Raw genomic sequence first — 23,437 nt, 5'->3', positions numbered from 1 at the left:
GATCTGCAAGCTCAAAAATAACCATTGTCTGATAATTTATTTGCTTTACTAATATCCAAGGCGCTGGCACTCCTTGACATGATATCCGGATCAGTGAATATTTCTGTCAAGCAAGAGTCGGTTTCTGTCAAGGAAGCCCCGATTCTGTCAAGGAAGAACGTTGAATCGCGTCTGCGCTCACTCTCATGACTCCTGACGATTCGGTCGAGAACGCCGAACTGCTCGAGGTCGAGACCTTGATCGCGTCGAACCCCGACGGGATCGGACGTCAGGCGTTGGAAGCGGCGTTCGCGGAGACATTCGGCCGTACGATCGGGTATCGCACTCTCCTTCGGCGGCTGCGCTCGCTGATGGACCAGGACCGCGTGCGCACCGCCGGCGATGGGAACCGTCTCGTATACGTCCCCGGCCCGGCGTTGGTGCTGGAGGCACCCGCGCCGGAGGACGGCTACGTGCCCATCTCCCGCGAGGGCGCGCGGGTGCGGGCGCTGGTCCGGCGGCCGCTGATGGAGCGCAGGCCGGTGGGATACGACCGCGGCTTCGTGGAGGCCTACCGGCCGGGGAAGACGTGGTATCTGCCCCGCCAGCTTCGCGAGCAGCTGCACGAGATGGGTCGCACCCCCGACGGTGAGCGGCCGGCCGGAACGTACGCGCGTGAGATCTTCAGCCGGCTGCTGGTGGACCTGTCGTGGGCGTCGAGCCGGCTGGAGGGGAACACCTACACCCGGCTGGACACGCTGAACCTGCTGGAGTTCGGCCAGCGCGCGGACGGGAAGGAGCTGGCCGAGGCGCAGATGATCCTGAACCACAAAGCCGCCATCGAGCTGCTGGTCTCGCGGGCGGACCGCATCGGGTTCGACCTCTTCACCTTCCAGAACCTCCACGCCGCGCTGTCCGAGAACCTGCTGGCCGATCCGGGCGACGAGGGACGGCTGCGCACGCGCATCGTGGAGATCTCGGGCACCCCGTACCTTCCCCTCGCCATTCCGCAGGCGGTCGAGGACTGCTTCCGCCTCGTCCTGGCGAGGGCCGGCGCCATCCCCGACCCCTTCGAGCAGGCGTTCTTCGTGATGGTGCACGTGCCGTATCTCCAGCCGTTCGCCGACGTGAACAAGCGGACGTCGCGGCTGGGCGCCAACATCCCGCTGATCAAGGCCAATCTCTGCCCGCTCTCCTTCGTGGACGTGCCGGAGCGCGCGTACGTCGAGGCCACGCTGGGCGTGTACGAGCTCACGCGCGTGGACCTGCTGCGCGACGTGTTCGTGTGGGCGTACCAGCGGTCGTGCGCGCAGTACCGCGTGGCGCGCGACGCCGTCGGCGAGCCGGACCCGCTGCGCATGCGCTACCGCCGCGAGCTGGGCACCGTAGTGCACGAGATGGTGCGCGCGGGCGAGCCGCCGCGCATGGGGCTGATCCGCGCGTGGGCGGAGGAACACGCCGTCCCCGCCGCGGACGTGGAGGCCTTCACCGAACGCGCGCTCACGCTGCTGGTGAGCCTGCACGAGGGCAACCTGCACCGCTACGATCTGCGCATCAGCGAGTTCGCCGCGTGGAAGGCAAAGTTCCACGCGCCGGATTGAGTTGCGTCCGCGGTGAAGCCCGCCGGGCATCGATCTTTCATCAGCCCGGCAGCCCGGCCGAAAGCGTGACGAGCTGAATCCCGACCGATGTCATCGATGACCGCATCCGCGACCGAGCCGCAGGTGCTGAGCACCACCGCGGGCGACTTTCCGCTGCACGAGTACCACGTCCGGCTGGGCGGGCGGGAGTGGGCCTTGCTGCACACCGGCGCCATCCTCTCGCACGAGGAGGAGGAGCGCTACCTGTGGGAGGAGCGCGACCACAAGCCGTACGGCATCGTGCTGTGGCCCGCGGCCATCGCGCTGGCGCACGAGATCGCGTCGCGCGGAGAGGACTTCCGCGGGCAGCGGGTGCTGGAGCTGGGCGCGGGAACGGGGTTGCCGGGGATCGTGGCGGCGTCGCTGGGCGCGCGGTTGGTGCAGACCGACAAGCTGGAGCTGGCGATGTCCGTCTGCCGGCGCAACGGCGAGCGGAACGGCGCGAGGGGCATCGACCACCGCATCGTGAACTGGACGGAGTGGGACGATGACGAGCGGTACGACTGGATCATCGGCTCGGACGTGCTCTACGGCGAGGTGATGCACCCGCACCTCCGCGCGATCTTCGAGCGGAACCTGGCGCCGGGCGGCCGCATCCTCCTCTCCGACCCGTTCCGCAAGCCCAGCCTGAAGCTGCTCGAGGCGCTGGAGGCGGACGGCTGGAAGATCGTGCTCACCAAGTGGAACGTGGGCGAGGAGGCTACGCCGCGCCCGATCGGCGTGTTCGAGATGGCGCCGCCGCGATAGCATACGTCTTATCCGGGGGAACGGAGAGCAGAAGGAGACGTCCGCGCGAGGAGAGGCATCTCCAGAATTCGGAGACGCCCTGCCCGCCTGGCTGGCCCCCTCCCCCGGCCCCGCCCCCGGCCCCTCCGCCCGCTCCGCGGGGGGAGGGGAGAACTCATCGCGAAAGAAGCTTCGGATCACGCCGCGATGCATGGGCGGGCGACGCGCCACACGAAATCTGCCGCATGCGCCATCGCCTGTGCGGAGCTTTCTAAGTTACCCCTTCCGTTATCGGGAGGGGGTACGCGGCCCCAGCCGCGGGGGGGAGGGCCCCGCGGGCGACGAGGACGAGCGCGGGCAGCATCCGCACGGCTGGAATTTCTGGAGAGACAGGAAGAAGATGACTACCACGGCGCAGTTTCCGGCGGAGACGGGGGCGGACGGGGCGTTCGTGCGGCAGCGGTACTCGATCCGCGATCGCATCACCGCCGACGGATCGTCCGGCTTTCCGGCGGAGGCGGGGCGGTACCACCTGTACGTGTCGCTGGCGTGCCCGTGGGCGCACCGGGCCATCATCGTCCGCAGGCTGCTGGGGCTGGAGGAGGTCGTCTCCATGTCGGTGGTCGACCCCATCCGCGACGAGCGGGGATGGGCCTTCCGCGAGGGGCCGGGGCACGGGCCGGACCCCGTCTGCAGCTTCCAGTTCCTTTCCGAGGCGTATCTGCGGACCGATCCGTCGTACACCGGGCGCTACACCGTGCCCTGCATCTGGGACCGGGTGACGGGGCGGCTGGTGACGAACAACTATCCCGACATCACCCTCGACTTCGAGACGCAGTTCACCGCCTTCCACAAGCCCGGCGCGCCGGAGCTGTATCCCCCGCACCTGCGGGAAGAGATCGACGCCGTGAACGAGCTCGTCTATCAGGACGTGAACAACGGCGTGTACCGCGCCGGGTTCGCGGCGTCGCAGGAGAAGTACGAGGAAGCGGTGACGGCGCTCTTCGCGCGGCTGGACTGGCTGGAGGAGCGGCTGGCCGGGCAGCGCTACCTGGTGGGCGGCCAGCTCACCGAGGCCGACATCCGGCTGTTCACCACGCTGGCGCGCTTCGACGCGGTGTACGTGGGCCACTTCAAGTGCAACCTGCGGCGGCTGGTGGACTACCCCAACCTGTGGGGGTACGCCCGCGACCTGTTCCAGCGCCCCGGCTTCGGCGAGACGGTGGATTTCGACCACATCAAGCGCCACTACTACATGACGCACGACCGGCTGAACCCGTCGCGCATCGTGCCGCTGGGCCCCATCGTGGACTGGACGGCGCCGCACGAGCGAGATCGGCTGGCGTGATGGCGGACGCGCTGGAGGTCCGCGACGTGAGGCCGGACGAGCGGGCCGCCGTGCGCGCGCTGACGCTCGCCGCCTACGGCGAGTACGAGGCGGTGATGGAGCCCTCGGCGTGGGCCGGGCTGCGCGGCGCGCTGGAGGCCGCGCTGGACCGCGCGTCGGCGGCGGAGCGGATCGTGGCGCTGCACCGCGGCGCGCTGGTGGGCAGCGTGATGCTGTTTCCCCCCGCCGCCGAGGACTACGGCGGCGCGGCGGACGCGGCGCCCTGGCCGGAGCTGCGCCTGCTCGCCGTGTCGCCGGACGCGCGCGGACTGGGCGTGGGCCAGGCGCTGGTGGACGAGTGCGTGCGCCGCGCGCGGGCCGCGGGCGCGGCGGACCTGGGGCTGCACACGTCGCGCAGCATGCGCGCGGCGCTGCGGATGTACGAGCGCATGGGCTTCGTTCGCGCGCCGGAGTACGACTTCCACCCCGAAGGCGCCGAGGTCGTGTGGGCGTACCGGCTGGGGCTGGGGGATGGGGATGGATCGCCCGGCGCGGAATGATGCGATGCGGTCGCCGAAAGATCCCGAAAATGCGAGTGAACTCGCGGCTACAACGGCACGCAGTCCGCCTTCGCGGACATCGCTGGACCGGCATCTTTCCGCAACCTCATCCCACCGGCGCGACCCTCGTGAACATCGACATCGCCGATGAAGGGTTCGGCGCGATCGCGGAATATGCGCGAGTGCCGATCGCGTTCGAGGTGCGCGCGGTGCTCGACGTGGTGGCGCGCGACGGCGGGCTGGGCGGGCTGCTGCTGGCGGAGCGGAGCGTGGATGCGCCGTATCTCAAGAACTACGATGCGCTGGACGGCGGGCCGGCCGGGTGGGCGGCGCGCTTCGACGTATCGAGCTGGGGATTGCTCGTGGCGCGGTCCGGCCGGCGCGTGATCGGCGGGGCGGCGATCGCGTTCGATACGGCGGGGGTGGAGATGCTGGAGGGGCGGCGCGACCTGGCCGTGCTCTGGGACCTCCGCGTGGCGCCGGAGGCGCGCGGGCGCGGCGCCGGCTCGGCGCTCTTCCGCGCGGCGGAGGCATGGGCGGCGGCGCGCGGGTGCCGGCGGATGAAGATCGAGACGCAGAACGTGAACGTCCCCGCGTGCCGGTTCTACGCGGCGCGGGGATGCGTGCTCGGCGCCATCCACCGGTTCGCGTATCCCGGTCTCCCGCACGAGGCGCAGCTGTTGTGGTATCGCGAGCTCGCGCCGGCCGAGTGACGCCGCCCCATCATCCCCATCTACCGAAATCCCCCATGACCGTGGTCGAGACCGAGCGGCTGGTACTGCGAGAGTTCACGCCCGAGGACGCGGAGTTCATCCTGCGGCTGCTGAACGAGCCGTCGTTCATCGCGAACATCGCCGACCGCGGCGTGCGAACGACGGACGACGCCGCCGCGTACCTTACCGACGGCCCCATCCGCAGCTACGCGGCGCACGGGCACGGGCTGTGGCTGGTCGCGCTGAAGGAGGCGGGGATGCAGCCGATCGGGATGTGCGGGCTGCTCCGCCGCGAGCAGTTCGAGGACGTGGACCTGGGCTACGCCTTTCTCCCCGAGTTCTGGTCGCGCGGGTTTGCGTTCGAGGCGGCGGCGGCGGTGCTGGAGTACGGCAAGCGCTCGCTGGGGCTGGCGCGCGCGATCGCCCTGGTGGCGCCGCACAACGCGGGCTCCATCCGCCTGCTGGAGAAGCTCGGGTTCGCCTTCTCCAGCCACGTGCAGATGAAGCCCGGCGCGCCCGACACGGCGGTCTACGAGCTCCCGAGCCTCTGACGGCGCTCAGCCGATCGGCTCGGGCTCCGGAATGGCCGGCGCGGGGATGGAAAGCGGCTCGGTCCACTCGCAGCCGCAGCCGGCGCACGTCCACCGCAGCTCGCGGTGGGAGTCGCGCGAGGCGCCGATGCCGTTGCGCTTCACACGCCACGTGAGATGCGCGCTGCCGCACCGGGCGCAGCGCGGGGTGGCTTCGTTCTCCATCGTGTCTCCGGGATGTGTGGGGTTCCGGAGGAGAGGGCGGAGTGCCTTCACCCACACCCCCAGCGTAACGGAATCCGGAGTACCTCGCAACTCATTCCACACCTGACGGTTGCGAACGCCCGAGCCCGACGCGGACCATGGGGTGGACGCGTCACACCGTTGCGCGAACGGCTCGGTTAGCAGGAGATTGGGATTCCATCCCCCAACGCTCTCCCGCCAGTCGCACAAGGGAGATGCCCACCCGAGCGGAGCCGACACGGATGCGGAAACTACGGCTGGATCTGGACGCGCTGGTGATTGAATCGTTCGCCCCCGCGGACTCGCCGCCGGCGCGCGGGACGGTTCGCGGGCACGTGTCGCTGTACTGGGAGGACTGCTCTCCCTCGGAGACCTGCGCGGGCGCGGGATACCCGTGCGAGCACACGGACCAGAGCTGCGGCGGAACGTGCTACGAGGCCACCTGCGCCCCGGGTTGCGGCGGGGGCGGAACGGGCACCGGCACCGGCGGGAGCGACCCCGCGGTCACGTGCAACGGGGTGATCTGCGTCGAGATGTGATACCGGATCTGGCAATGTGCTGTGCATTACGAACACACAGAGAGACGTCATTCTGAGGCCGGCCACACCGTCATTGCCCAGCACGAGTGGTCGCAGGCCGAAGGATCTATAGGCGAGGTCGCACGTGCGCTTCCGGATTGCACGATCGCCGGAGGATTCGTCGCCGCTGCAGGATCACAGGATCGGTGCATCTCCCGATTGACGTGCTGGGCGATTATGGATCCTTCGGCCTGCAAGCACCTGTGCGGACGCCGGTTACGGCGTGGCCGGCCTGAATAGAAAGTGCGCGGGCGCAGCCGGTCACCGGCGACTGAAGTCGCAGCAACAACTACGGGAAAGCCTCGCAAACTGCGCGAGGCTGATTCCGCTCACTCCGCGGCCCCGGTGCTCACGACCGATCTCCTTTCATCCTCCGTGGTCGCGCGAAGCGCGGTGTTCGACTCAGGATGACGTCATCGTGGGACGTAGTATCGTGCAACGACGAAGCGCTCTCCGGACTGCGGAGAGCGCTTCGTGGCGTTCAGACGTCGTGCGCGATCACTCCGCGCTGGCCGCCGCCTCCTCCGCCGCCGGCCCGGGCGGGGTGGATTCCTCCGCCGGCTGCGGGGCGGGAGCGGCGCCCAGGCCCGTCTCCATCAGCCCGGCGACGAGCTGGGTGAAGCGGACGGGGTCGTGCGGCTCGGAGCCCTCGGCCAGCAGCGACCACCCCAGCAGCAGCTCGGCGTAGTCGCCCACCACGGAGTCGTCCGGGTTGGCGTCGAAGCGGCGGCGCAGGCCCTGCACCAGCGGATGCCGGGCGTTCAGCTCCAGGATGCGCCGCTGCCGGATCCCGTCGCCCCGCCCGGCGGCCAGCATGCGCTCCAGGTGCGGCGAGTAGTCGTGCTCGCTCACCACCAGCACCGCGGGCGACTTCGTCAGCCGGCCGGAGAGGCGCACCTCCTTCACCCAGGTGTCCACCCGCTTCCGCAGCGCCTCCAGGAACGGCTCGAACTCCTTCTTCTGCTCGTCCGCCGCGTCCTTCTTCTCCCCCTCCTCCAGCTCCACCGCGCCCTTGCCCGCCGAGCGCAGCCGCTTCCCCTCGAACTCCGTCACCGACTGCACCACCAGCTCGTCCACCGGGTCGGTCAGGTACAGCACCTCCCACCCGCGGTCGCGGAACGCCTCCAGCGCGGGCGAGCCGTCGATCTGCTCGCGGCTGGTGCCGGTGAGGTACCAGATGTCCTTCTGCGCCTCGGGCATCCGCGCCACGTACTCCTGCAGCGTGATCAGCGCTTCGGCGTCGCGCGACGAGCCGAAGAGGAGGAGCTTGAGAATGGCGTCGCGGTTGTCCCAGTCGCTGTCCACCCCCTCCTTCACCGCGCGCCCCAGCTCGCGCCAGAAGCCCTCGTACTTCGCGCGGTCGCCCTCCAGCATGGCCTCCAGCGTCCCCATCACCTTCTTCGTCAGCGTGCGGCGGATCTGGCGGACGTGGCGGTCGCTCTGCAGCATCTCGCGAGAGACGTTCAGCGGCAGGTCGGGGCTGTCGACCGCGCCGCGCACCCAGCGCAGCCAGCGCGGGAGCAGCTCCTCGCTGTTCTCGCGCACCAGCATCCGCTTCACGTACAGCCGCAGGTTGGGCTTGAAGCCGGGGTAGTACAGCTCGGTGGCGCCGCGCGAGGGGATGAAGAGCAGCGCCTGGAACTCCACCAGCCCCTCGCCGCGGGTGTGCACGGTCTCCAGCGGCTCGCTCCAGTCGTGCGAGATCTGCCGGTAGAAGTCGGCGTACTCCTCCTTCGTGACCTCCGCCGGCGGCCGCGCCCAGATGGGCTTCATGGAGTTGAGCGGCTTTTCGGGCTCCGGCGTCTCGCCCTCGGGCACCTCTTCCGGCTTCTCGGCGGGAAGGAGGATGGGGTAGGTGATGAAGTCGGCGTGCTGGCGCACCAGGCGCTGCAGCACCCAGCGGTCGGTGTAGTCCTCGATCCCGTTCTCGGAATCGGCCGGCTTCAGGTGCAGGGTGATGGTGGTCCCCGGGCGGTCACGCTCCGCGTCGCTCACCGTGAACGACCCGCCCCCCGCCGACGACCACCGGGTCGCCTCGTCCGTCCCCGCCTTGCGCGTGACGAGATCGACGCGGTCGGCCACCATGAACGACGAGTAGAAGCCCACGCCGAACTGCCCGATCAGCTGCCCGGCGCCCTCGCCCGCGCTCTCCTTCAGCTTCTCCAGCGCCTCGCGCGTGCCCGAGCGGGCGATGGTGCCGATGTTCTGCACCACCTCGTCGCGCGTCATCCCGATCCCGTCGTCCTCGATGGTGAGGGTGCGGTTCTCCCTGTCGGGGACGAGGCGGATCTTCGGCTCGTGGTCCTGCGGCAGAAGCTCGGGGCGGGTCAGCGCCTCGAAGCGCAGCCGGTCGATGGCGTCGGATGCGTTGGAAACCAGCTCGCGAAGGAAGATCTCCTTGTGGGTGTACAGCGAGTGGATGACCAGGTCGAGGAGCCGCTGCACCTCGGCCTGGAAGGCGAACTGCTGCGCCTGCTCGGACACGCGTTCCCTCCTGTGCTTGCCGGATGATGGATGGTTCGTGATTCACGCCCGCGCGCGCCTCCCGGCCGCGGGCGAGCCGGAAAAATTAGCGACTCCGCCGCGGAGGCAACAAGTGGCGGGATGAGGAGGAAAGAAGGATCACACGGAGGAAACGGAGGGAACGGAGGAGGGATCTTCATCTCCCGTCCCCGATCGCGAACGCGAAAAGAACGGGCGCCCCTCGCCGGGGCGCCCGTTCGCGTTCATCGTCCGTCCGCAGCGGTCACGGGATGGCGATGGAGGTCTCGGAGAAGACGCCCACGCGGAAGCCCGACGCCTCGCCGGCCACGCGGTAGTAGTTGGTGGCGCCGGGGGTTGCGCTGGCGGTGGAGTAGGACGTGACGTTGGCCCCCGTGCTGACCAGCGTCTTCCACGGGGCGGACGGGTCGGTGCGCCACTGCACCAGGAAGTCCACCTCGCCGGTGATGTTCTGCCAGCTCAGCGTCACGCCGGTGGCCGTGCGCGCCACCTGCAGCCCGGCCGGCGCGGCCAGCGGCTGCGTCTGCACCGTGACGATGGACGACGGCGCGCACTCGTTCGAGGCGTTGCACGCCAGCACGCGGTAGTCGTACGAGCGCGCGGCGTTCGCCGGGAAGCTCGCGTCCTGGTACGACGACGAGTAGGTCGTCGGATAATCCACGAGCTGCGTCCACGCCGTCTGCCCGGTGGTCCGACGCTCCAGGCGGAAGCGGGTGGGCGTCCCCACGCCGGAGTGGGTCCACGACGTGGCGATCCGGTAGCCCGCGGGGTCGAACGCCGCGCTGAGCGACGGCGTCGCGGGCGGCCCGGCGTAGAAGCTCTTGATGGCGCCGCGCACCGTTCCCACCGAGTTGGAGGCGGCCGCGCGGTAGTAGTACGTCACCCCCGGCGAGACCGCCACGCTGTCGGTGAACGTCACCGCGTTCGTCCCCGCCCCCACCGCACGCGCGGACGTCTGCGCCGCGCCGGAGAGCGACGGGTCCGTGCCCCACTCGATCCACGCCGTGGCCGCCAACCCGTTCGGCGTGACCGTGGCCGTCATGGCGGAGAGGGTGGACGAGGGAAGGGTAAAGATCCCCGTCTGCACCTGCATGCTCCGCCCCGCGCCGGCCGCGACCGACCCCTCCGAGGCGGCGCCCATGCGGAAGGAATTCGCCAGGCCCGCCACGCGGTAGTAGTTGGTCACCCCCGCGGTCACTGAGGCGGTGGTGTACGACGTCACGTTCTTCCCGGTGCTGACCAGCGTCTGCCAGTTCCCCGTCTCGCCCGCGCGCCACTGCACGAAGTACCCGTCCTCGCTGGCCAGGTCCTGCCACGCCATCCCCACGCGCCCGTCGGCCAGGCGCGTGGCCGTGAAGCCGGCCGGCGGGGCGAGCCCCTTCACGAGCACGCGCACCTCGGCCGAGGCCCCGCACTGGCCGATGCGGTTGCAGGCCAGCACGCGGTAGTCGTACTCGCGGTCCGCCGTCACGGGGAACGCCTCGTCCACGTAGCTGCGCTCCGAGGCCCCCGCCTCGGTGACCTGCACCCAGTTGGCCGACCCCACCCCCCGGCGCTGCACCCGGAACCGCCAGACGTCGGACCCGTCGTGCGTCCACTGGACTTTGACGTTGTGCGCCGCCGTGTTCAGGGTGGACCAGCCGTACGGATAGGTCAGCGGCGCCGCCGAGAACGTGGCCGTGACGCCCGCGGGGGCGGCGGGCGGCGCGGAGCTGAAGTGCAGGATGGGCCCGTAGCTGGTTCCCGCGGCGTTGCTGGCCGCGAACCGATAGTAGTACCGGGTGCCGGGCGTGACCGCCATGTCGCGGGTCACGACCAGAATCCCCAGGTACGGGTGCGGCTGCACCACCTCGGCGGGCGTCTGCGTGGCGCCCGCGAGCGCCGGGTCGGTGCCCACCTCGAACCAGGTGGTGGCGGGGCTTCCGTTCGGGCGCAGCCAGGCATTCAGGCTGGCGGTGGTGTCCGACGTCATGAACGCATCGCGGGCGTAGGCGCCGGGCTTCAGCAGCCCCACGGAGAACTCGCCCACCTGCCTCTGGTCCGCCGTCAGCCCCGCGACCCGGTAGTAGTTGGGCTGCGACCTGGACAGGCTGTCGGTCGTGACCGTGGTCCGGTTGGCGCCCGTGCTCACCAGCGACTTCCAGCTCCCCGCCTCGCCCTGGCGCCACTGCACCAGGTACAGCTGGTCGCCCGGGAGGTCCTCCCACGACAGCGTCACCGTGCCGCCCGAGAGCCCCGGCCCCTCCACGGTGAAGCCCGCGGGCGCGGGGAACGCCGCCCCCGCGGTGAAGCTCGGCGGCCCCCCCGGGACGTCCAGCGGCGACAGCGGCGCGGCCGAATCGCACGATGCGAGAGTGGCGAGGGCCGAGGCGAGCGCGAATGCGCGCAGCGTCCGGTGCATGAAGTTCTCCGGGATGATCGGGCATGCGTGCGAGGTCCGCACGGGCGGCGGGAAAGGCATGGTGAAGATAACGGATGTCTGGCCGAATTCAAGGGATTTCTCCGCCCCGCGCAATGCTTCCCCGTCCCCACAACCCGTTGCCATCGTTATGGATATGATGCATCGGACAAAACGCTCGCGGGCCGTTCCTTTCGTATCTTCCCCCACCCCCGGTGTGCGTTTCGCGAGCGGGTCCATCGCACCGGCCGAAGCCGGCCGGGCAAGCGTCAGGGAGATGGGGAGTAGCGGACCAGCACGGTGTCGGCGCGGGAGGGGAGGTAGGCGGGATCGTTCGCGGCGGAGCCGTCGGGCGGCTCGAACGGGACGTGCTGGACGATGACGTAGTAGTCGCCGGGTGCGGGGAGACGCCAGCCGTCGCAGGGGGAGGCCGCGGTGGGCGCGAACCGCGCGCCGAAGCGGATCGGCGCGGCGTCGGCGCAGGCCAGGTTGACCTCGTGCTCCTCGCCGTCGGCGCCGCGGGCCAGGTCCATGCGCTGCTGGCCGCCCCACCCGTCCGTGTGCACGCTCCAGCGCGGCTCGATCTCCTCTCCCGCGGGCGTGTAGACGCGGAAGCGGTAGAAGATGGGGAAATCGCCCACGTTCATCGCCGTCCCGTCGTTGTGCAGCCGGTACCGGATCACCACCGAGTCCGCGCGGGTGACCACGGCGCCGGCGCTCGATGCGATCACGCGCAGCTGGTTGGTCGGCGCCCGCGCCGCCGGCCCGCGGTACGGCGCCGCCGGCGGCAGCTCCCGCGCCGGCGCCTCTCGCCCGCACGCGCACGCGAGCGCCGCCCCCGCGGCGCACATCCACGCACGGGAGCCGCGGAGGCGCGACGCTGGCCGCCTCACGGAAGCCTCAGGATTCCTGCCCGGCCGGGAGCGCGGGCGGCTCGGTGCCGGGCGCATAGCCAAGGGAGCGGTGGAAGCTCTCGGCCTCCTGCAGCCGCGCCATCTCGTCCCTCACCGCCGCGACCTCGTCGCGCAGGCTCTGCAGCTCGGCGCGCGCCAGGCGCACCTCGCCCGCCAGGGTGCCCGCGGCCGCGCCCTCGGGAAGAATCCCCCCTTCCTTCAGCCGCAGGATCGCGTCGACGATCGGCTTCAGGGCGAACCGCGCCGTCACCGCGATCGCCGGGAGGACGATGACGGAGCAGATGACCAGGAGCTTGATCACCGAATCGAGGTTCATGGGCACATCTCCCAACGCTGAAGGGGGATCGGGCGAGCTGGACCGGACGTCCGTACGCGCTCGCGGCCCGAGCGTTTCACGTACCGCTAAATCGATGACCGGCCTGCCGGCCTCCATCAAAATGGTGTGACCGCCGGATTCTTCGCCACCCACGGGGTCGATGTGGACGGCACGGCGCCTGCTCCCCCGAAGCGCCCGCCACGGACGCAGCCGGCCCCCTCCCCGGCGGCTGACAGCTATCGTGGCCGCGAAGCGCGCGGGGACGGCTCGGGATGACGTCGTCGCGGCGGTCGTGGCGGTTTTCGGGCGAGGAGCACGGATGGCGAAGGAGTCCGCCGCGGCGATCTACGCATCGATCGCGGCCAACGTGGCGATCGGCGCGACCAAGTTCACCGCCGCGTCCTTCACCGGCAGCTCGGCGATGGCGGCGGAGGGCGTGCACTCGCTGGTGGACGCGTGCGACGGGCTGCTGCTCCTGCTCGGCCGGCGCCGGAGCCGCCGCCCGCCCACGCCGGAGCACCCGTTCGGCCACGGGCGCGAGCTGTACTTCTGGAGCCTGATCGTCGCCATCCTGTTCTTCGCGCTGGGCGGCGGGCTCTCCGTCTACGAAGGCATCCGGCACCTTCTCCACCCCGAGCCGCTGAAATCGCCGGCGTGGAACTACGCGGTGCTGGGCTTCGCCGCGCTGTTCGACGGCGGCTCGCTCGTGGTCGGCCTGCGCCAGTTCCGCGAGAGCGCCGGCGGCCGCGGCTTCTGGGCCGCCATCCGCGAGGGCAAGGACCCGTCGCTCTTCTCGGTGGTGCTGGAGGACATCGCCGACATGGCGGGAATCGCGCTGGCGTTCCTGGGCGTGTTCCTGGGCCACCTGCTGGACAACCCGTACTTCGACGGCGCCGCCTCCGTCGGGGTGGGGCTGGTGATGGCGGGGGTGGCGGGGGTGCTGCTGGTGGAGAGCAAGGGGCTGCTGATCGGCGAGCGCGCGGACGCGGACATCGTGGAATGCATCACCGCCGCGGCCGCGGGAATGTACGACGCGGACGTGCGCCGCATCCGCACCATGCAGCTGGCCCCGCACGAGGTGCTGGTCACGCTGGACGTCACCTTCCGCCGCGGCCTCACCCGCGAGCAGGTCCTCGCCGCCATCGCCGAGCTGGAGCGCCGCACCCGCGCTGCCTCGCCCGACCGGCTCCTCCTCTACCTCGAGATCTCCGCGCTCCAGGACCATCGCCCCTGATGGCGGGGAGAGCGTCCGGAAGGTGAGAGAACGTCGTCCCCTCCGGAGTACATGAAATGGACGAAGAGAAAATTTTAGCATCTCCCTAAACCACTGATCTACCCAAGGATAAGCGGGATTGATCCATCGTCCGAATTTGTCCAATCTCCCTTGAGATTCCTGGAAAAATCCTGTAGTTTGTCTCACGGGAACGGCACCGCGAGGGTGATCTTCCCCCGCTGAGCGAGGCGGGGAGACGCGCCGGAGCGGCCGTCCGGAAATCGATGCAGAAGGGGCTGTGGAAGCAATTCCACCGCCCCTTTTCGTTTTGGGCCAGCCCCGCCTCCCCCGGATAAGAGGAGCGCGCCGGGCGGGCCGTCCAGACACACGCGCAGAAGGGCCGTGGAATCCACTTCCACTGCCCTTTTTCGCGTTCCCAGGCCCCGGCGCGCCAGCTCGGACGGGCCCGCCGGCACCGGGAGCGGCACTCCGCCGCCCCCCGATCTCCATCCCCATCCGGGAGGCACCATGGACACCGGCATGCCCGCGACCATCGACGATCAGCCCCCTCCGGGGGACGACCCACCCGTGGAGTGGTCCACCCTGAGCCTGGACTCCATCACGCCGGTGGGCGGCGCGCTGGCGGGCGGGATCACCGCCACGCTGGGCGGCAGCGGATTCCAGGAGGGAGCCGAGGTCTACTTCGGCAGCACGGCGGCCACCGACGTGGCCGTGCAGGACGACGGCACCGCCACCGCCACCATTCCCGCCGCCGCGCAGGCGGGGAGCGTGACGGTGACGGTGGTGAACCCCGACGGCAGCTCGTCCTCGCTGGCCGGCGGCTACACCTACGTGGCCAACACCCCCGGCCAGGCCGCCGAGGTGCTGGGCGTGACCCCGCCGGTGGTGATCGAGGACACCCAGAGCCAGATCACCGTGCGCGGGCGCAACCTGCTGGATGCGTACAACAACGGGACGCTGGCGCTGCGCGGGCCCGCCCGCGCCGCGGTGAACGTGCTGGGCTTCAGCGCCGCGCAGGACGCGGCCACCGGCATCGACGCGCTGACCTTCACCCTGCGGGTGACGGCCTCGCCGGCGCTGCAGCCGCTGGAGCGGCTGGTGATCCAGGTGCTGGCCAGCCGCCGCGCCGGGGCCGGCGGCGACGGCGTGTTCGAGAGCAGCCGGCAGATGTTCACCGTGCTGCCGAAGACGGTGCCGGTGCCGCTGGCCTTCACCCCCACGCTGCAGCCCGACCAGCCCACGCTGGTGGTGGTGGCCGGCCGCAACCTGGCGGGGGCCACGCTGGACTTTGGCGCCGGCGCCACCGTGCACGTGCAGAAGAGCGACGACCGCACGCTGGTGGGGCTGGTGAGCCTGACCGACGCGCAGGCCGCGTCCACCCAGGCCAAGCAGCTCAGCGTGCGCAGCGCCGCCGGCGCCGAGGTGGGGCGCTACGACCTGCAGGTGGTGGCCAGCAGCGAGGTGGCCGCGAAGGCCTCGTCGTCCACGCAAAGCTACGCGGTGATGGCGCAGACCGGCCCCGGCGTGCCCGTGCTGGCGCTGGAGACGGTGCCCGGCCAGCGCATGCTGGCGCCCACCGAGAGCGACAGCGCGGTGTTCAGCCTGAAGGGCGGAAGCCCGCACGGGCTGTTCTTCGACTGGGGCGGCTTCGAGATCGTGCTGGTGGACCAGGTGATCTTCCTGGAGATCATCAACGAGGTGCGCCTGATCCCGTTCTTCGACGGCGGCGGCCCGGGCGCGAGCGACGTGCCGGCGCGGGTGGGCACGCTGGTGCGGGTGCGCGGCGCGGGGCTGCTGCTGGCGCTGCGGGTGAACCTGATCGTGCGCATCCGCGTGGTCCTGATCGTGGGCTTCCGCTATCAGGTGGACCCGTTCGGGTTCCTCAACGAGTTCGCCGACCTGTACCCCTGGGCCATCGGCTCGGTGGTGTTCAGCATCCGGATCGAGATCAGCGTCACCCTGCAGATCGCCGCGCTGCTGGCCATGGTGCTCCCGGGCGGGCAGCTGGTGCAGCTGGCGTCGCTGAACATCTCCATCGGCGTCGTCTTCCGGATCGGCACCGACGGGCACAGCCTGCAGCTGGGCACCGAGACCTTCCGGGTGACGCACGCGGGGATCGGCCCGGTCTCCACCAGCCTCCTTCCCTGCGGCGGGCGCTTCCAGCTGGCCACCGACAACGGCCAGACGGTGTTCCCCGACCAGTACGGCAACTCGCAGGCGTACTACTTCGTGCGCGGCGAGGGGGCGTGCTGCCTGCCGTGGAGCTTCGCGCTGCAGCTGGTGCGCTTCGCGCCGGGGCGCGACCCCGAGACGGTGCAGCAGGGGTTCCAGGCGGACTACTGCCTGACCGCGGCGCCCGGTGCCACGCTGGGGCACATCGTCATCACCTCGCAGGACCCCGAGCCCGAGGGGGTGCCGCCCACGCTGGTGATGGACCTGCAGGACACCGCGCTGGTGCGCGCGCTGGCCCAGCCGCTGGACGCGGCGGGGAACCCCACCGGGCCGCTGCAGGACGTGCGCGACCTGGGGTACCAGCCGGAGTTCTACCTGGAGCAGCCCGCGCCCACGGTGCTGGACCCCGGCTCGCTGGCCGGCGGAACCGCGTTCGCGCTGCTGGAGGGCGGCAACGTCATCCACGTGCGGCTGGCCGTGCCCGACGGCGCCTCGGCGCGGCTGGGCTTCTGGCCGGCCGACGTGCTGGGGTTCGACATCGCCCGCTTCGTGGCCGCCGGGCTGGAGCCGCGGGTGCTGCTGGGCTCGCTGCCGGTGCGGGTGCGCGCCGCGGTGACCGTGGAACCGGTGCTGACCTTCCGCACCACGCCCACCGACGCGGCCACCCTGCAGGTGGCGCGCTCGTTCGGCTTCCCCGGCGGCACGGGGGCGGCGCAGCTGGGCACGGTGTGGGAGATGGAGCGCTTCGAGCCGTGGGAGACGCAGCGCACCTTCGCGCTGGGGTTGCGGGTGACCGGGGGAATGGCGCAGAACCCGCTCGACGTGAAGGTGACGGTGGGCGCGTCGCGGATCCTGCTGGTGCCCATCACCAACGGCGCCCCGGTGGCCGGCGCGCCGCTGGGCGGGCTGGGCTTCAGCGCCGAGCGCAACGGCGCGCAGGCGGTGGCGAACTTCTTCGGCGGCGCGCTGGCCGCGCAGGGCGAGGTCACCGTCACCCTCCCGGCGGGGAGCCACGCGGGAACGCTGGTGGAGGTCGGCACGCTCACCGTTCTCCCCTACCACCGCGAGGACCCGGCGGCCACGCCGCCCAGGCGCGTGGCGCCGGGGCTGGCGGCGGCCGACCGGCACGTGCTGCTGGAGGTGCCGCTCTCGGCCGCGGCCACCGGCGCGGGAAAGGTGCAGCTGGCGGGCACGGCGCTGCGCGCGGTGGTGCGCAGCGACGAGAACTTCGAGGAGTACCTGCGCGTGCTGGACGAGCCGCTGCGGATCGTGGCCGGCTCGGTTCCCGACATCGCGGGGTTCGCGGCGGCGGTGTACGGCAAGGTGGCCGGCGCCGCGGCGGGATCGTCGATCGCCGCGCTGCTGCAGGGCGAGGGGAAGCGGCTGTGGGACGTGGCCGCGCAGACGGTGCGCGCCGGGGTGATGGCGGCCACGCACACGGGGGTGGACGACCGGCCGCTGTACTGGGCGCGGCTGCAGGCCATCGCCGGGCTGCGCGCGTACGGCCGCCGCGCCGCGGTGGCGCCCGACACGCTGCAGGCGCTCATCCAGTCGCTGGAGTGGCCGTCGCGCGGGCTGGAGCCCGACGGGCGCATCAGCCTGGACGCCGCGCCGGCGGGGTACCGGCGGGTGATCGTGACCGGCTTCGACCCCTTCCAGCTCCCCGGCGCACCCGGGCAGAGCAACCCCTCGGGCGTGGCCGCGCTGGCGCTGAACGGGCCGGTCACCCAGACCACTCCTCCCGTGTACATCCGCACGGCGGTGTTCCCGGTGCGCTACGCCGAGTTCGACCAGGGGCTGATCGAGACGGCCGTGCGCCCCGGCCTGAGCTCCATCGTCCTGCTGGTCACCTGCAGCCAGAACGGCGGCCGGCCCTACTACGACATCGAGCGCTGGGCCGGGCACAACCGCGTGGATACGATCGACAACAACCGGGTGCGGGCGCCGGGCGCCGTGGTCGCCGCGAACCTCCGCGACCCGGGGGGCGCCATCGCGGGCGGGCCGCAGTTCCTGGAGACCACGCTCCCGCAGATCGTCACCGCGCGCGAGGTGCTGCAGGGCCCCAACCCGGCGGGGAACGACCTCCTCTTCGACCAGTCGTACCGCGTGCTGAACGGCGCGTCGCGGCCGGAGCCGAACCCCGGCGACCCCGCCGCGTACACGCGCGTGGCCGACGTCCCCAGCGGCACCGCCGACGAGGGCTCGGGGGGCAACTTCCTGTCGAACGAGATCTTCTACCGCACGGCGCTGGTGCGCACGCGCAACCGGCCCGCGCTGCCGTCGGGGCACTTCCACGTCCCCGGCTTCGCCTCGGCCGCGGTGAGCCCGCCGATGGACGAGCGGGTGCGGCTGGTGACCGGTACGTGGACGGCCATCGACCGCTTCCTGCGCAACGCCTACCGGCTGCGCATCTCCGGCAACACCGCCTTCCCGCCCACGGACGTGAACACGCTGTCGGGCCAGACGCTCACCCTGCACAACGAGACGGGCGAGTCGGTGCAGATCGGCTCGCTGGAAGTGCAGCGGCCGTTCGAGGCGCCGTACTTCGCCGGGCCGTTCACCCTGGGCCCGGGGATGACGGTGGACGTGGACGTGGAGTTCGGCCCCACCGCGCCGGGCCCGGTCACGGCCACGCTCACCGTGCGCTCCACCACCGGCGAGCCGCTGGCGGTGGCGACGCTCACCGGCGAGGGGCGGGCCACCTTCACCATCTCGGGGCTGGTGACGGTGGACGGCGCGCCGGCGCAGGGGGTGCGGGTGATGCTTTCGGGATCGCGCACGGCCGAGATGGCCACCGTCGGCGACGGGCGGTACAGCTTCCTTGGGCTTTCGCAGGGCGGTTCGTACACGGTGACGCCGGTGCTGGCGCACTACGCGTTCACCCCGCCGTCGCGCACCTTCGCCTCGCTGGCGGCCAACCAGACGGGCGACTTCGCGGGAACGGTGATCCGCCGCCGCATCGCCGGGGTGGTGAGGACGGCCACGGGAACGCCGCTCGCGGGGGCCACGGTGACGCTCTCCGGGAGCGCCGCCGGCACGGTGACCACCGACGGGACGGGGCAGTACCTCTTCGCCAACCTGGCCGACGGCGGGAGCTACACCGTGTCGGTGTCGCGGCCGGGGTACACCTTCGCGCCAGCCAGCCAGGCGTTCAACAACCTGGCCGCCGACACGAGCTTCGATTTCCCCGGATCCGCCGCCAGCTACACCATCACCGGCCAGGTGACGGCCAACGGGGCGGCGCTGCAGGGCGCCACCGTCACCCTCAGCGGCACGCAGGGCGGGACCGCCACCACCGATGCGTCGGGGAACTATGCGTTCACGGTGCTGGGCGACGGGAGCTACACCGTGACCCCGTCCAGGCCGGCGTACACCTTCACCCCGTCGAGCGCCAGCTTCCAGAACGTGGCGGCCAGCCAGTCGGCCGCCTTCACGGGGACGCAGGTGGTGATGGTGCGCTCGAACGTGGCCTCGGCGTGGATGGGCGGCAGCGCGGTGGCGTCGTCGGAGTACAGCAGCTACCGCGCGGCGTACATCGCCACCAACGGCGACCGCAACGGCACGCCGCGCTCGTACGACCCGGCGCCCGAGGCGGGGGTGTGGCAGGACGGCACGCAGAACCAGTACCCCGACTGGCTGGAGATCTCGTTCGCGCCGCGGGCCATCACCGAGGTGGACATCTACCTGCCGCAGGACAACCCGTACAGCCCGGCCGAGATCACCGAGTCGCTCACCTTCTCGATGTTCGGCATCCAGGACTTCAACGTGGAGTACTGGACGGGGTCGGCGTGGCAGGTGCTCCCCGGCGGGGCCATCGTGAACAACGACCGGGTGTGGCGGAGGATCGCGTTCGCGCCCATCACCACCGGCAAGGTGCGCGTGGTGGTGTTCCGGGGGATGGGCGGGTGGTCGCGCATCACCGAGCTGGAGGTGTGGAGCGGGGGGCCGCACACCAACGTGGCCTCGGCGGCGGTCGGCGCGGTGGCGCGCGCCTCGTCCGAGGCGTCGGCCGCGCGCTCGGCGGCCACGGCCATCAACGGCGACCGGCGCGGCACGCACCCGGCGGGCGATCCGTTCCCGGGCGGCGGGTGGCAGAGCGCCTCGGCGGTGTCGGGCGAGTGGCTCGAGGTGCAGTTCCCCGCGCAGGCCACCATCTCGGAGGTGAGCGTCTTCTCCGTGCAGGACAACCAGGCCGCCCCCGCCGAGCCGACGGAGGCAATGACCTTCACGCAGTACGGGGTGCAGGACTTCCAGGTGCAGTACTGGACCGGGTCGGCGTGGGTGCGGGTGCCGGGCGGGGCGGTGACGAACAACGACCGGGTGTGGCGCCGCATCGCGTTCCCGCCGCTGACCACCGACCGCGTCCGCGTGGTGGTCACGCGCGCGGCGGGCGGGTACAGCCGCATCGCCCAGCTCGAGGCCTGGAGCTGACCGCGGCGCCGCCGCCCTCCGCGCCGGCGCTCGCTCTCCCCTGATCCAGCGGCCCCCCGCGTCTCCCGGACGCGGGGGGCCGCGCGTCTCTCCCCTCCCGAACTGTGCTGGGCGGCAAACCCGGTTTCTGCATCTGTCATCCCCCCCACGCCCGCGGATACCTTCGACGGTGCCGCCGGTCGAGCATCGGCGGTGGGAGATGCGACCGCGGAGCGGAGAATGGTGGAGACGACGGGGCCGGGCCGGGCGAAGACCATCGCGGCGTTCGCCATCGTGTACGTGGTGTGGGGATCCACGTACCTGGCGATCCTGTACGCCATCCGCGCCATTCCGCCGCTGCTGATGGCGGGCGCGCGCTTCGCCGCGGCGGGGGTGATCCTGTACACCGTGCTGCGGCTGCGCGGCGCGGAACGGCCCACGCGGCGCAACTGGATGGCCGCGGCGGTCGCCGGCACGGGAATGCTGGTGATGGGGAACGGCGCCGTGACCTGGGCCGAGCAGCGCGTGCCGTCCGGCGTGGCGGCGCTGGTCGTGGCGTCGGTGCCGCTGTGGATGGTGATCCTGGAGTGGGCGCGCCCCCGCGGCCGCCTGCCCTCGCGCGGCGTGCTGCTCGGCGTGCTGATCGGCGCCGCGGGGCTCGTATTCCTCGTCGCGCCGTGGAACGCGGGCGGCGGATCGATCGACCGGACCGCGGTGGGCGTGGTGCTCGTCGGCGCCTTCTGCTGGGCGGCGGGGTCGCTCTACACCCGCACCGCGCCGCTCCCGCGCAACGTGCTGCTGGGCGCGGCGATGGAGATGCTGGCCGCGGGCGCGGTCCTGCTCGCCGCGGGCCTGGTCTCGGGCGAGGGCGCGCGGCTGCGCTGGTCGGCGATCGACGCGGTGGCCATCGCCTCGGTGGCGTACCTGGCCGTCTTCGGCTCGGTGGTGGCGTTCAGCGCGTACGCCTGGCTGCTGGGCAACTGTCCCGCCACGCGCGTGGCGACGTACGCGTACGTGAACCCGGTCGTCGCCGTGCTGCTGGGGTGGTGGTTCGCGGACGAGGCGCTGACCGCGCGCACCGTGGGCGCCATGGCCGTCATCGTTGCCGGTGTGGTGATCGTGAACACCGCCCGCGCGCGCCCCCAGCCGATCGATTCCGCCGCATCGCCATCGCCCCGCGCGCCTGTCCCAACCCCGTCCGGACGTCAGCGCAGGCGGAGGACGACGCGGGCCTGAGCCGGTACGCAAAAGTCTCTGTCGACTTTCATCATCGCCCGACCGCTACATCGTTGATCTCACGCGGAGACGCGGAGACGCGGAGGATTCGTCACGGCACGGAGTTCTCCGCGACTCCGCGTCTCCGCGTGAGAAATCACCGTTGGGGAGACGCGGAGATCGAGTCGAGTCTCCGGTCCTCTGGTGCTCTGCGACAAAACCGCCGCCGGTCAGGGTGCGACGCAGTCCGCGGCGAGTTCGCGGATGACGTCGAGCGCCTGGGCGGTGCGGTCGCTCCAGGGGTGGCCGGCGCTCAGGCGGATGCAGTTGCGGTATCCGGCGCTGGGGGTGAAGACGGGGCCCGGGGCCAGGCTGATCCCCCGCCCCGCCGCCCGCCGGTGCAGCTCCATCGCGTCCGTCCCCTCGGGCAGCTCCACCCACAGCACGAACCCGCCCTGCGGCCGGCTGACGCGCGTCCCGGCCGGGAGGCGCTCGGCGGCCTCGAAGCCCAGGCGCTCCACGTTGGCGGCCAGCGTGCGCCGCAGCCGCCGCAGGTGGTGCGCGTAGCCGCCCGCCGACAGCAGCTCGGCCAGCGCCAGCTGCGGCGCCGAAGCGGTGGTGAGGGTCGTCGCCGCCTTCAGCCGCTCCACCGCCGCGCGGAAGCGGCCCGGGAACGCCCACCCCACGCGGAACCCCGGCGCCAGCGTCTTGGAAAAGGTGCCGCAGCGCAGCACCCACCCCTCGCGGTCCCACGCCTGCAGCGCGCGCGGCCGCGCCTCGCCGAAGTGCAGGTCGCCGAAGGTGTCGTCCTCAATGGCGGGTACGCCGTACCGCGCCAGCAGCTCCGCGACCCGGCGCCTGTGCTCGTCCGGCATCCGCGCGCCCAGCGGGTTCTGGAAGCTGGGCGTCAGCACGCACGCCTTCGCCGCGCCGGAGCGGAGCGCCTCTTCCAGCGCGTCCACGCAGATGCCGTCGCGCGGTTCGGTGGGGATCTCCAGCGCGCGCATCCCCAGCGCCTCGATGGCCTGCAGCGTCCCGAAGTAGGTGGGCGATTCGACCGCGATCGCGTCTCCCGGCTTCGCGACGGCGCGCAGGCAGAGCGAGATGGCCTCGCTGCAGCCGCAGGTGATCACCACGTCGGCGGCGGATGCGGCGCACCCGGCGTCCATCGCCAGCTTCGCGATCTCGCGCCGCAGCTCGGGCGTCCCCGCGGGCGCGTACGAGGCGGGATGGCGCCGCTCGCGGCGGGCGGCCGCGCCCAGCAGCCGCGCCAGCCGCGCCACGGGAAGGAAGTCGGGGTGCGGGAGCGCGGCGCCGAGCGGCACCAGCGCCGGATCGCCCACGGCCGCCAGGAACGCGGCAATGGTGTCGCTCACGCTCACGTCGCACGCCACGCACGGCGGCGCCGTGCGCCCGGGCTCGGCCACGCGCGAGCGCTCGCGCGGCTGCACGTAGAAGCCGGACTGCGGCCGCGCGCGGATCACCCGGCGGTCCTCCAGCAGCCGGTATGCCTGCAGCACGGTGGTCACGCTCACGCCGTGCTGGGTGCTCATCCGGCGGACGGAGGGCACGCGGTCGCCCGGCCGCAGCGTTCCCGCCTCGATCATCCGCACCAGCTCGCCCGCCAGCGCCTGGTAGGCGAACCGCTCCTCCGCCTGCGCAACCTGGATCATCGCCCCGACACCGGATGGAGGTGGATCTTCCGCAACTGTACTGCTATCGATTCTACGTTCCAGAATCTGTTATCGTCAACCGTGGCGGATCGCGTAGGGATGTGCTGGTGTGGTGATAGAGACGGATTGTTAAGCAGATGAGAGGATTTCCTCGCGTGATTCAACAATCGGCGAGAGAGCGGAGGCGTGGCGAAAATGCGACTGAAGTCGCGGCTACAACGGCACGCAGTCCGCCTTCGCGGACTTCCCGTGCGAAGGCCACGCCGGCGCGTCACCCGATGTCGCATCGGCCGCGATGATGGCCGGG

Annotated in this window: 16 protein-coding genes; 10 read left to right on the top strand and 6 right to left on the bottom strand. The window is 71.5% G+C overall.

All coding sequences use genetic code 11. The annotated features are described in order from the left end of the window. Positions 1 to 185 precede the first annotated feature (185 nt). The 6 genes from VLK66_RS26700 (at position 186) to VLK66_RS26675 (ending at position 5,496) form a co-directional block, all read left to right on the top strand. Entirely contained in the window at positions 186 to 1,580 is a 1,395-nt protein-coding gene (locus VLK66_RS26700) for a Fic family protein (protein ID WP_325312565.1), read from the top strand. A gap of 96 nt (positions 1,581 to 1,676) precedes the next feature. Further along, positions 1,677 to 2,366 (top strand): class I SAM-dependent methyltransferase, encoded by a 690-nt coding sequence (locus VLK66_RS26695; protein WP_325312564.1) that lies wholly within the window; start codon positions 1,677 to 1,679, stop codon positions 2,364 to 2,366. A gap of 379 nt (positions 2,367 to 2,745) precedes the next feature. Then, positions 2,746 to 3,693 (top strand): glutathione S-transferase family protein, encoded by a 948-nt coding sequence (locus VLK66_RS26690; protein ID WP_325312563.1) that lies wholly within the window; start codon positions 2,746 to 2,748, stop codon positions 3,691 to 3,693. Beyond that, positions 3,693 to 4,232, top strand: a complete 540-nt coding sequence (locus VLK66_RS26685) for a GNAT family N-acetyltransferase (protein ID WP_325312562.1) — start codon at positions 3,693 to 3,695, stop codon at positions 4,230 to 4,232. Before VLK66_RS26690 ends, VLK66_RS26685 begins: the two co-directional genes overlap by 1 nt. A 182-nt stretch (positions 4,233 to 4,414) precedes the next feature. Further along, on the top strand, positions 4,415 to 4,945 hold the full coding sequence (locus tag VLK66_RS26680) for a GNAT family N-acetyltransferase (RefSeq protein ID WP_325312561.1): 531 nt from the start codon (positions 4,415 to 4,417) through the stop codon (positions 4,943 to 4,945). Positions 4,946 to 4,980: 35 nt separating this feature from the next. Then, complete coding sequence (locus VLK66_RS26675) at positions 4,981 to 5,496, top strand: GNAT family N-acetyltransferase (protein ID WP_325312560.1); 516 nt, start codon at positions 4,981 to 4,983, stop codon at positions 5,494 to 5,496. A 6-nt stretch (positions 5,497 to 5,502) separates the two neighbouring features. Here the strand turns inward: VLK66_RS26675 and VLK66_RS26670 are convergent, their stop codons facing one another. Next, complete coding sequence (locus VLK66_RS26670) at positions 5,503 to 5,700, bottom strand: hypothetical protein (RefSeq protein ID WP_325312559.1); 198 nt, start codon at positions 5,698 to 5,700, stop codon at positions 5,503 to 5,505. Positions 5,701 to 5,960: 260 nt separating this feature from the next. Between VLK66_RS26670 and VLK66_RS26665 the strand changes: the two genes are divergently transcribed. Then, positions 5,961 to 6,257 carry a hypothetical protein gene (locus VLK66_RS26665; protein WP_325312558.1) on the top strand — a complete coding sequence of 99 codons (297 nt, stop codon included), beginning with the start codon at positions 5,961 to 5,963 and terminating at the stop codon, positions 6,255 to 6,257. Positions 6,258 to 6,794: 537 nt separating this feature from the next. On the opposite strand, the gene htpG is transcribed toward VLK66_RS26665, so the two are convergent. From htpG to VLK66_RS26645, 4 genes are all read right to left on the bottom strand, one after another. Continuing rightward, positions 6,795 to 8,780, bottom strand: a complete 1,986-nt coding sequence (gene htpG / locus VLK66_RS26660; protein ID WP_325312557.1) for a molecular chaperone HtpG — start codon at positions 8,778 to 8,780, stop codon at positions 6,795 to 6,797. 262 nt (positions 8,781 to 9,042) lie between these two features. Further along, positions 9,043 to 11,199, bottom strand: coding sequence for a fibronectin type III domain-containing protein (locus VLK66_RS26655; protein ID WP_325312556.1), 2,157 nt, complete (start codon positions 11,197 to 11,199; stop codon positions 9,043 to 9,045). 266 nt (positions 11,200 to 11,465) lie between these two features. After that, complete coding sequence (locus VLK66_RS26650) at positions 11,466 to 12,047, bottom strand: hypothetical protein (RefSeq protein ID WP_325312555.1); 582 nt, start codon at positions 12,045 to 12,047, stop codon at positions 11,466 to 11,468. 49 nt (positions 12,048 to 12,096) lie between these two features. After that, positions 12,097 to 12,426 carry a hypothetical protein gene (locus VLK66_RS26645; RefSeq protein WP_325312554.1) on the bottom strand — a complete coding sequence of 110 codons (330 nt, stop codon included), beginning with the start codon at positions 12,424 to 12,426 and terminating at the stop codon, positions 12,097 to 12,099. 319 nt (positions 12,427 to 12,745) lie between these two features. Here VLK66_RS26645 and VLK66_RS26640 point away from each other — a divergent pair, with 319 nt between their 5' ends. From VLK66_RS26640 to yedA, 3 genes are all read left to right on the top strand, one after another. After that, the gene (locus tag VLK66_RS26640; RefSeq protein WP_325312553.1) at positions 12,746 to 13,660 is read left to right on the top strand and encodes a cation diffusion facilitator family transporter; all 915 of its coding nucleotides are present in this window, start codon (positions 12,746 to 12,748) and stop codon (positions 13,658 to 13,660) included. A gap of 507 nt (positions 13,661 to 14,167) precedes the next feature. Further along, positions 14,168 to 20,263: a carboxypeptidase regulatory-like domain-containing protein gene (locus tag VLK66_RS26635; protein ID WP_325312552.1), complete on the top strand. Its 6,096-nt coding sequence runs from the start codon at positions 14,168 to 14,170 to the stop codon at positions 20,261 to 20,263. Positions 20,264 to 20,482: 219 nt separating this feature from the next. Further along, complete coding sequence (gene yedA / locus VLK66_RS26630; RefSeq protein WP_325312551.1) at positions 20,483 to 21,478, top strand: drug/metabolite exporter YedA; 996 nt, start codon at positions 20,483 to 20,485, stop codon at positions 21,476 to 21,478. Between the two features lie 209 nt (positions 21,479 to 21,687). Here the strand turns inward: yedA and VLK66_RS26625 are convergent, their stop codons facing one another. Further along, a complete protein-coding gene (locus VLK66_RS26625) occupies positions 21,688 to 23,130 on the bottom strand; it encodes a PLP-dependent aminotransferase family protein (RefSeq protein WP_325312550.1) in 1,443 nt (480 codons plus the stop codon). Between the last annotated feature and the right edge of the window lie 307 nt (positions 23,131 to 23,437).

It is taken from the genome of Longimicrobium sp. (assembly GCF_035474595.1).
Classification (GTDB): Bacteria; Gemmatimonadota; Gemmatimonadetes; order Longimicrobiales; family Longimicrobiaceae; genus Longimicrobium.
Note: the sequence above shows the minus strand (reverse complement) of the source record. Positions and strands in the feature narration are given on the sequence as shown.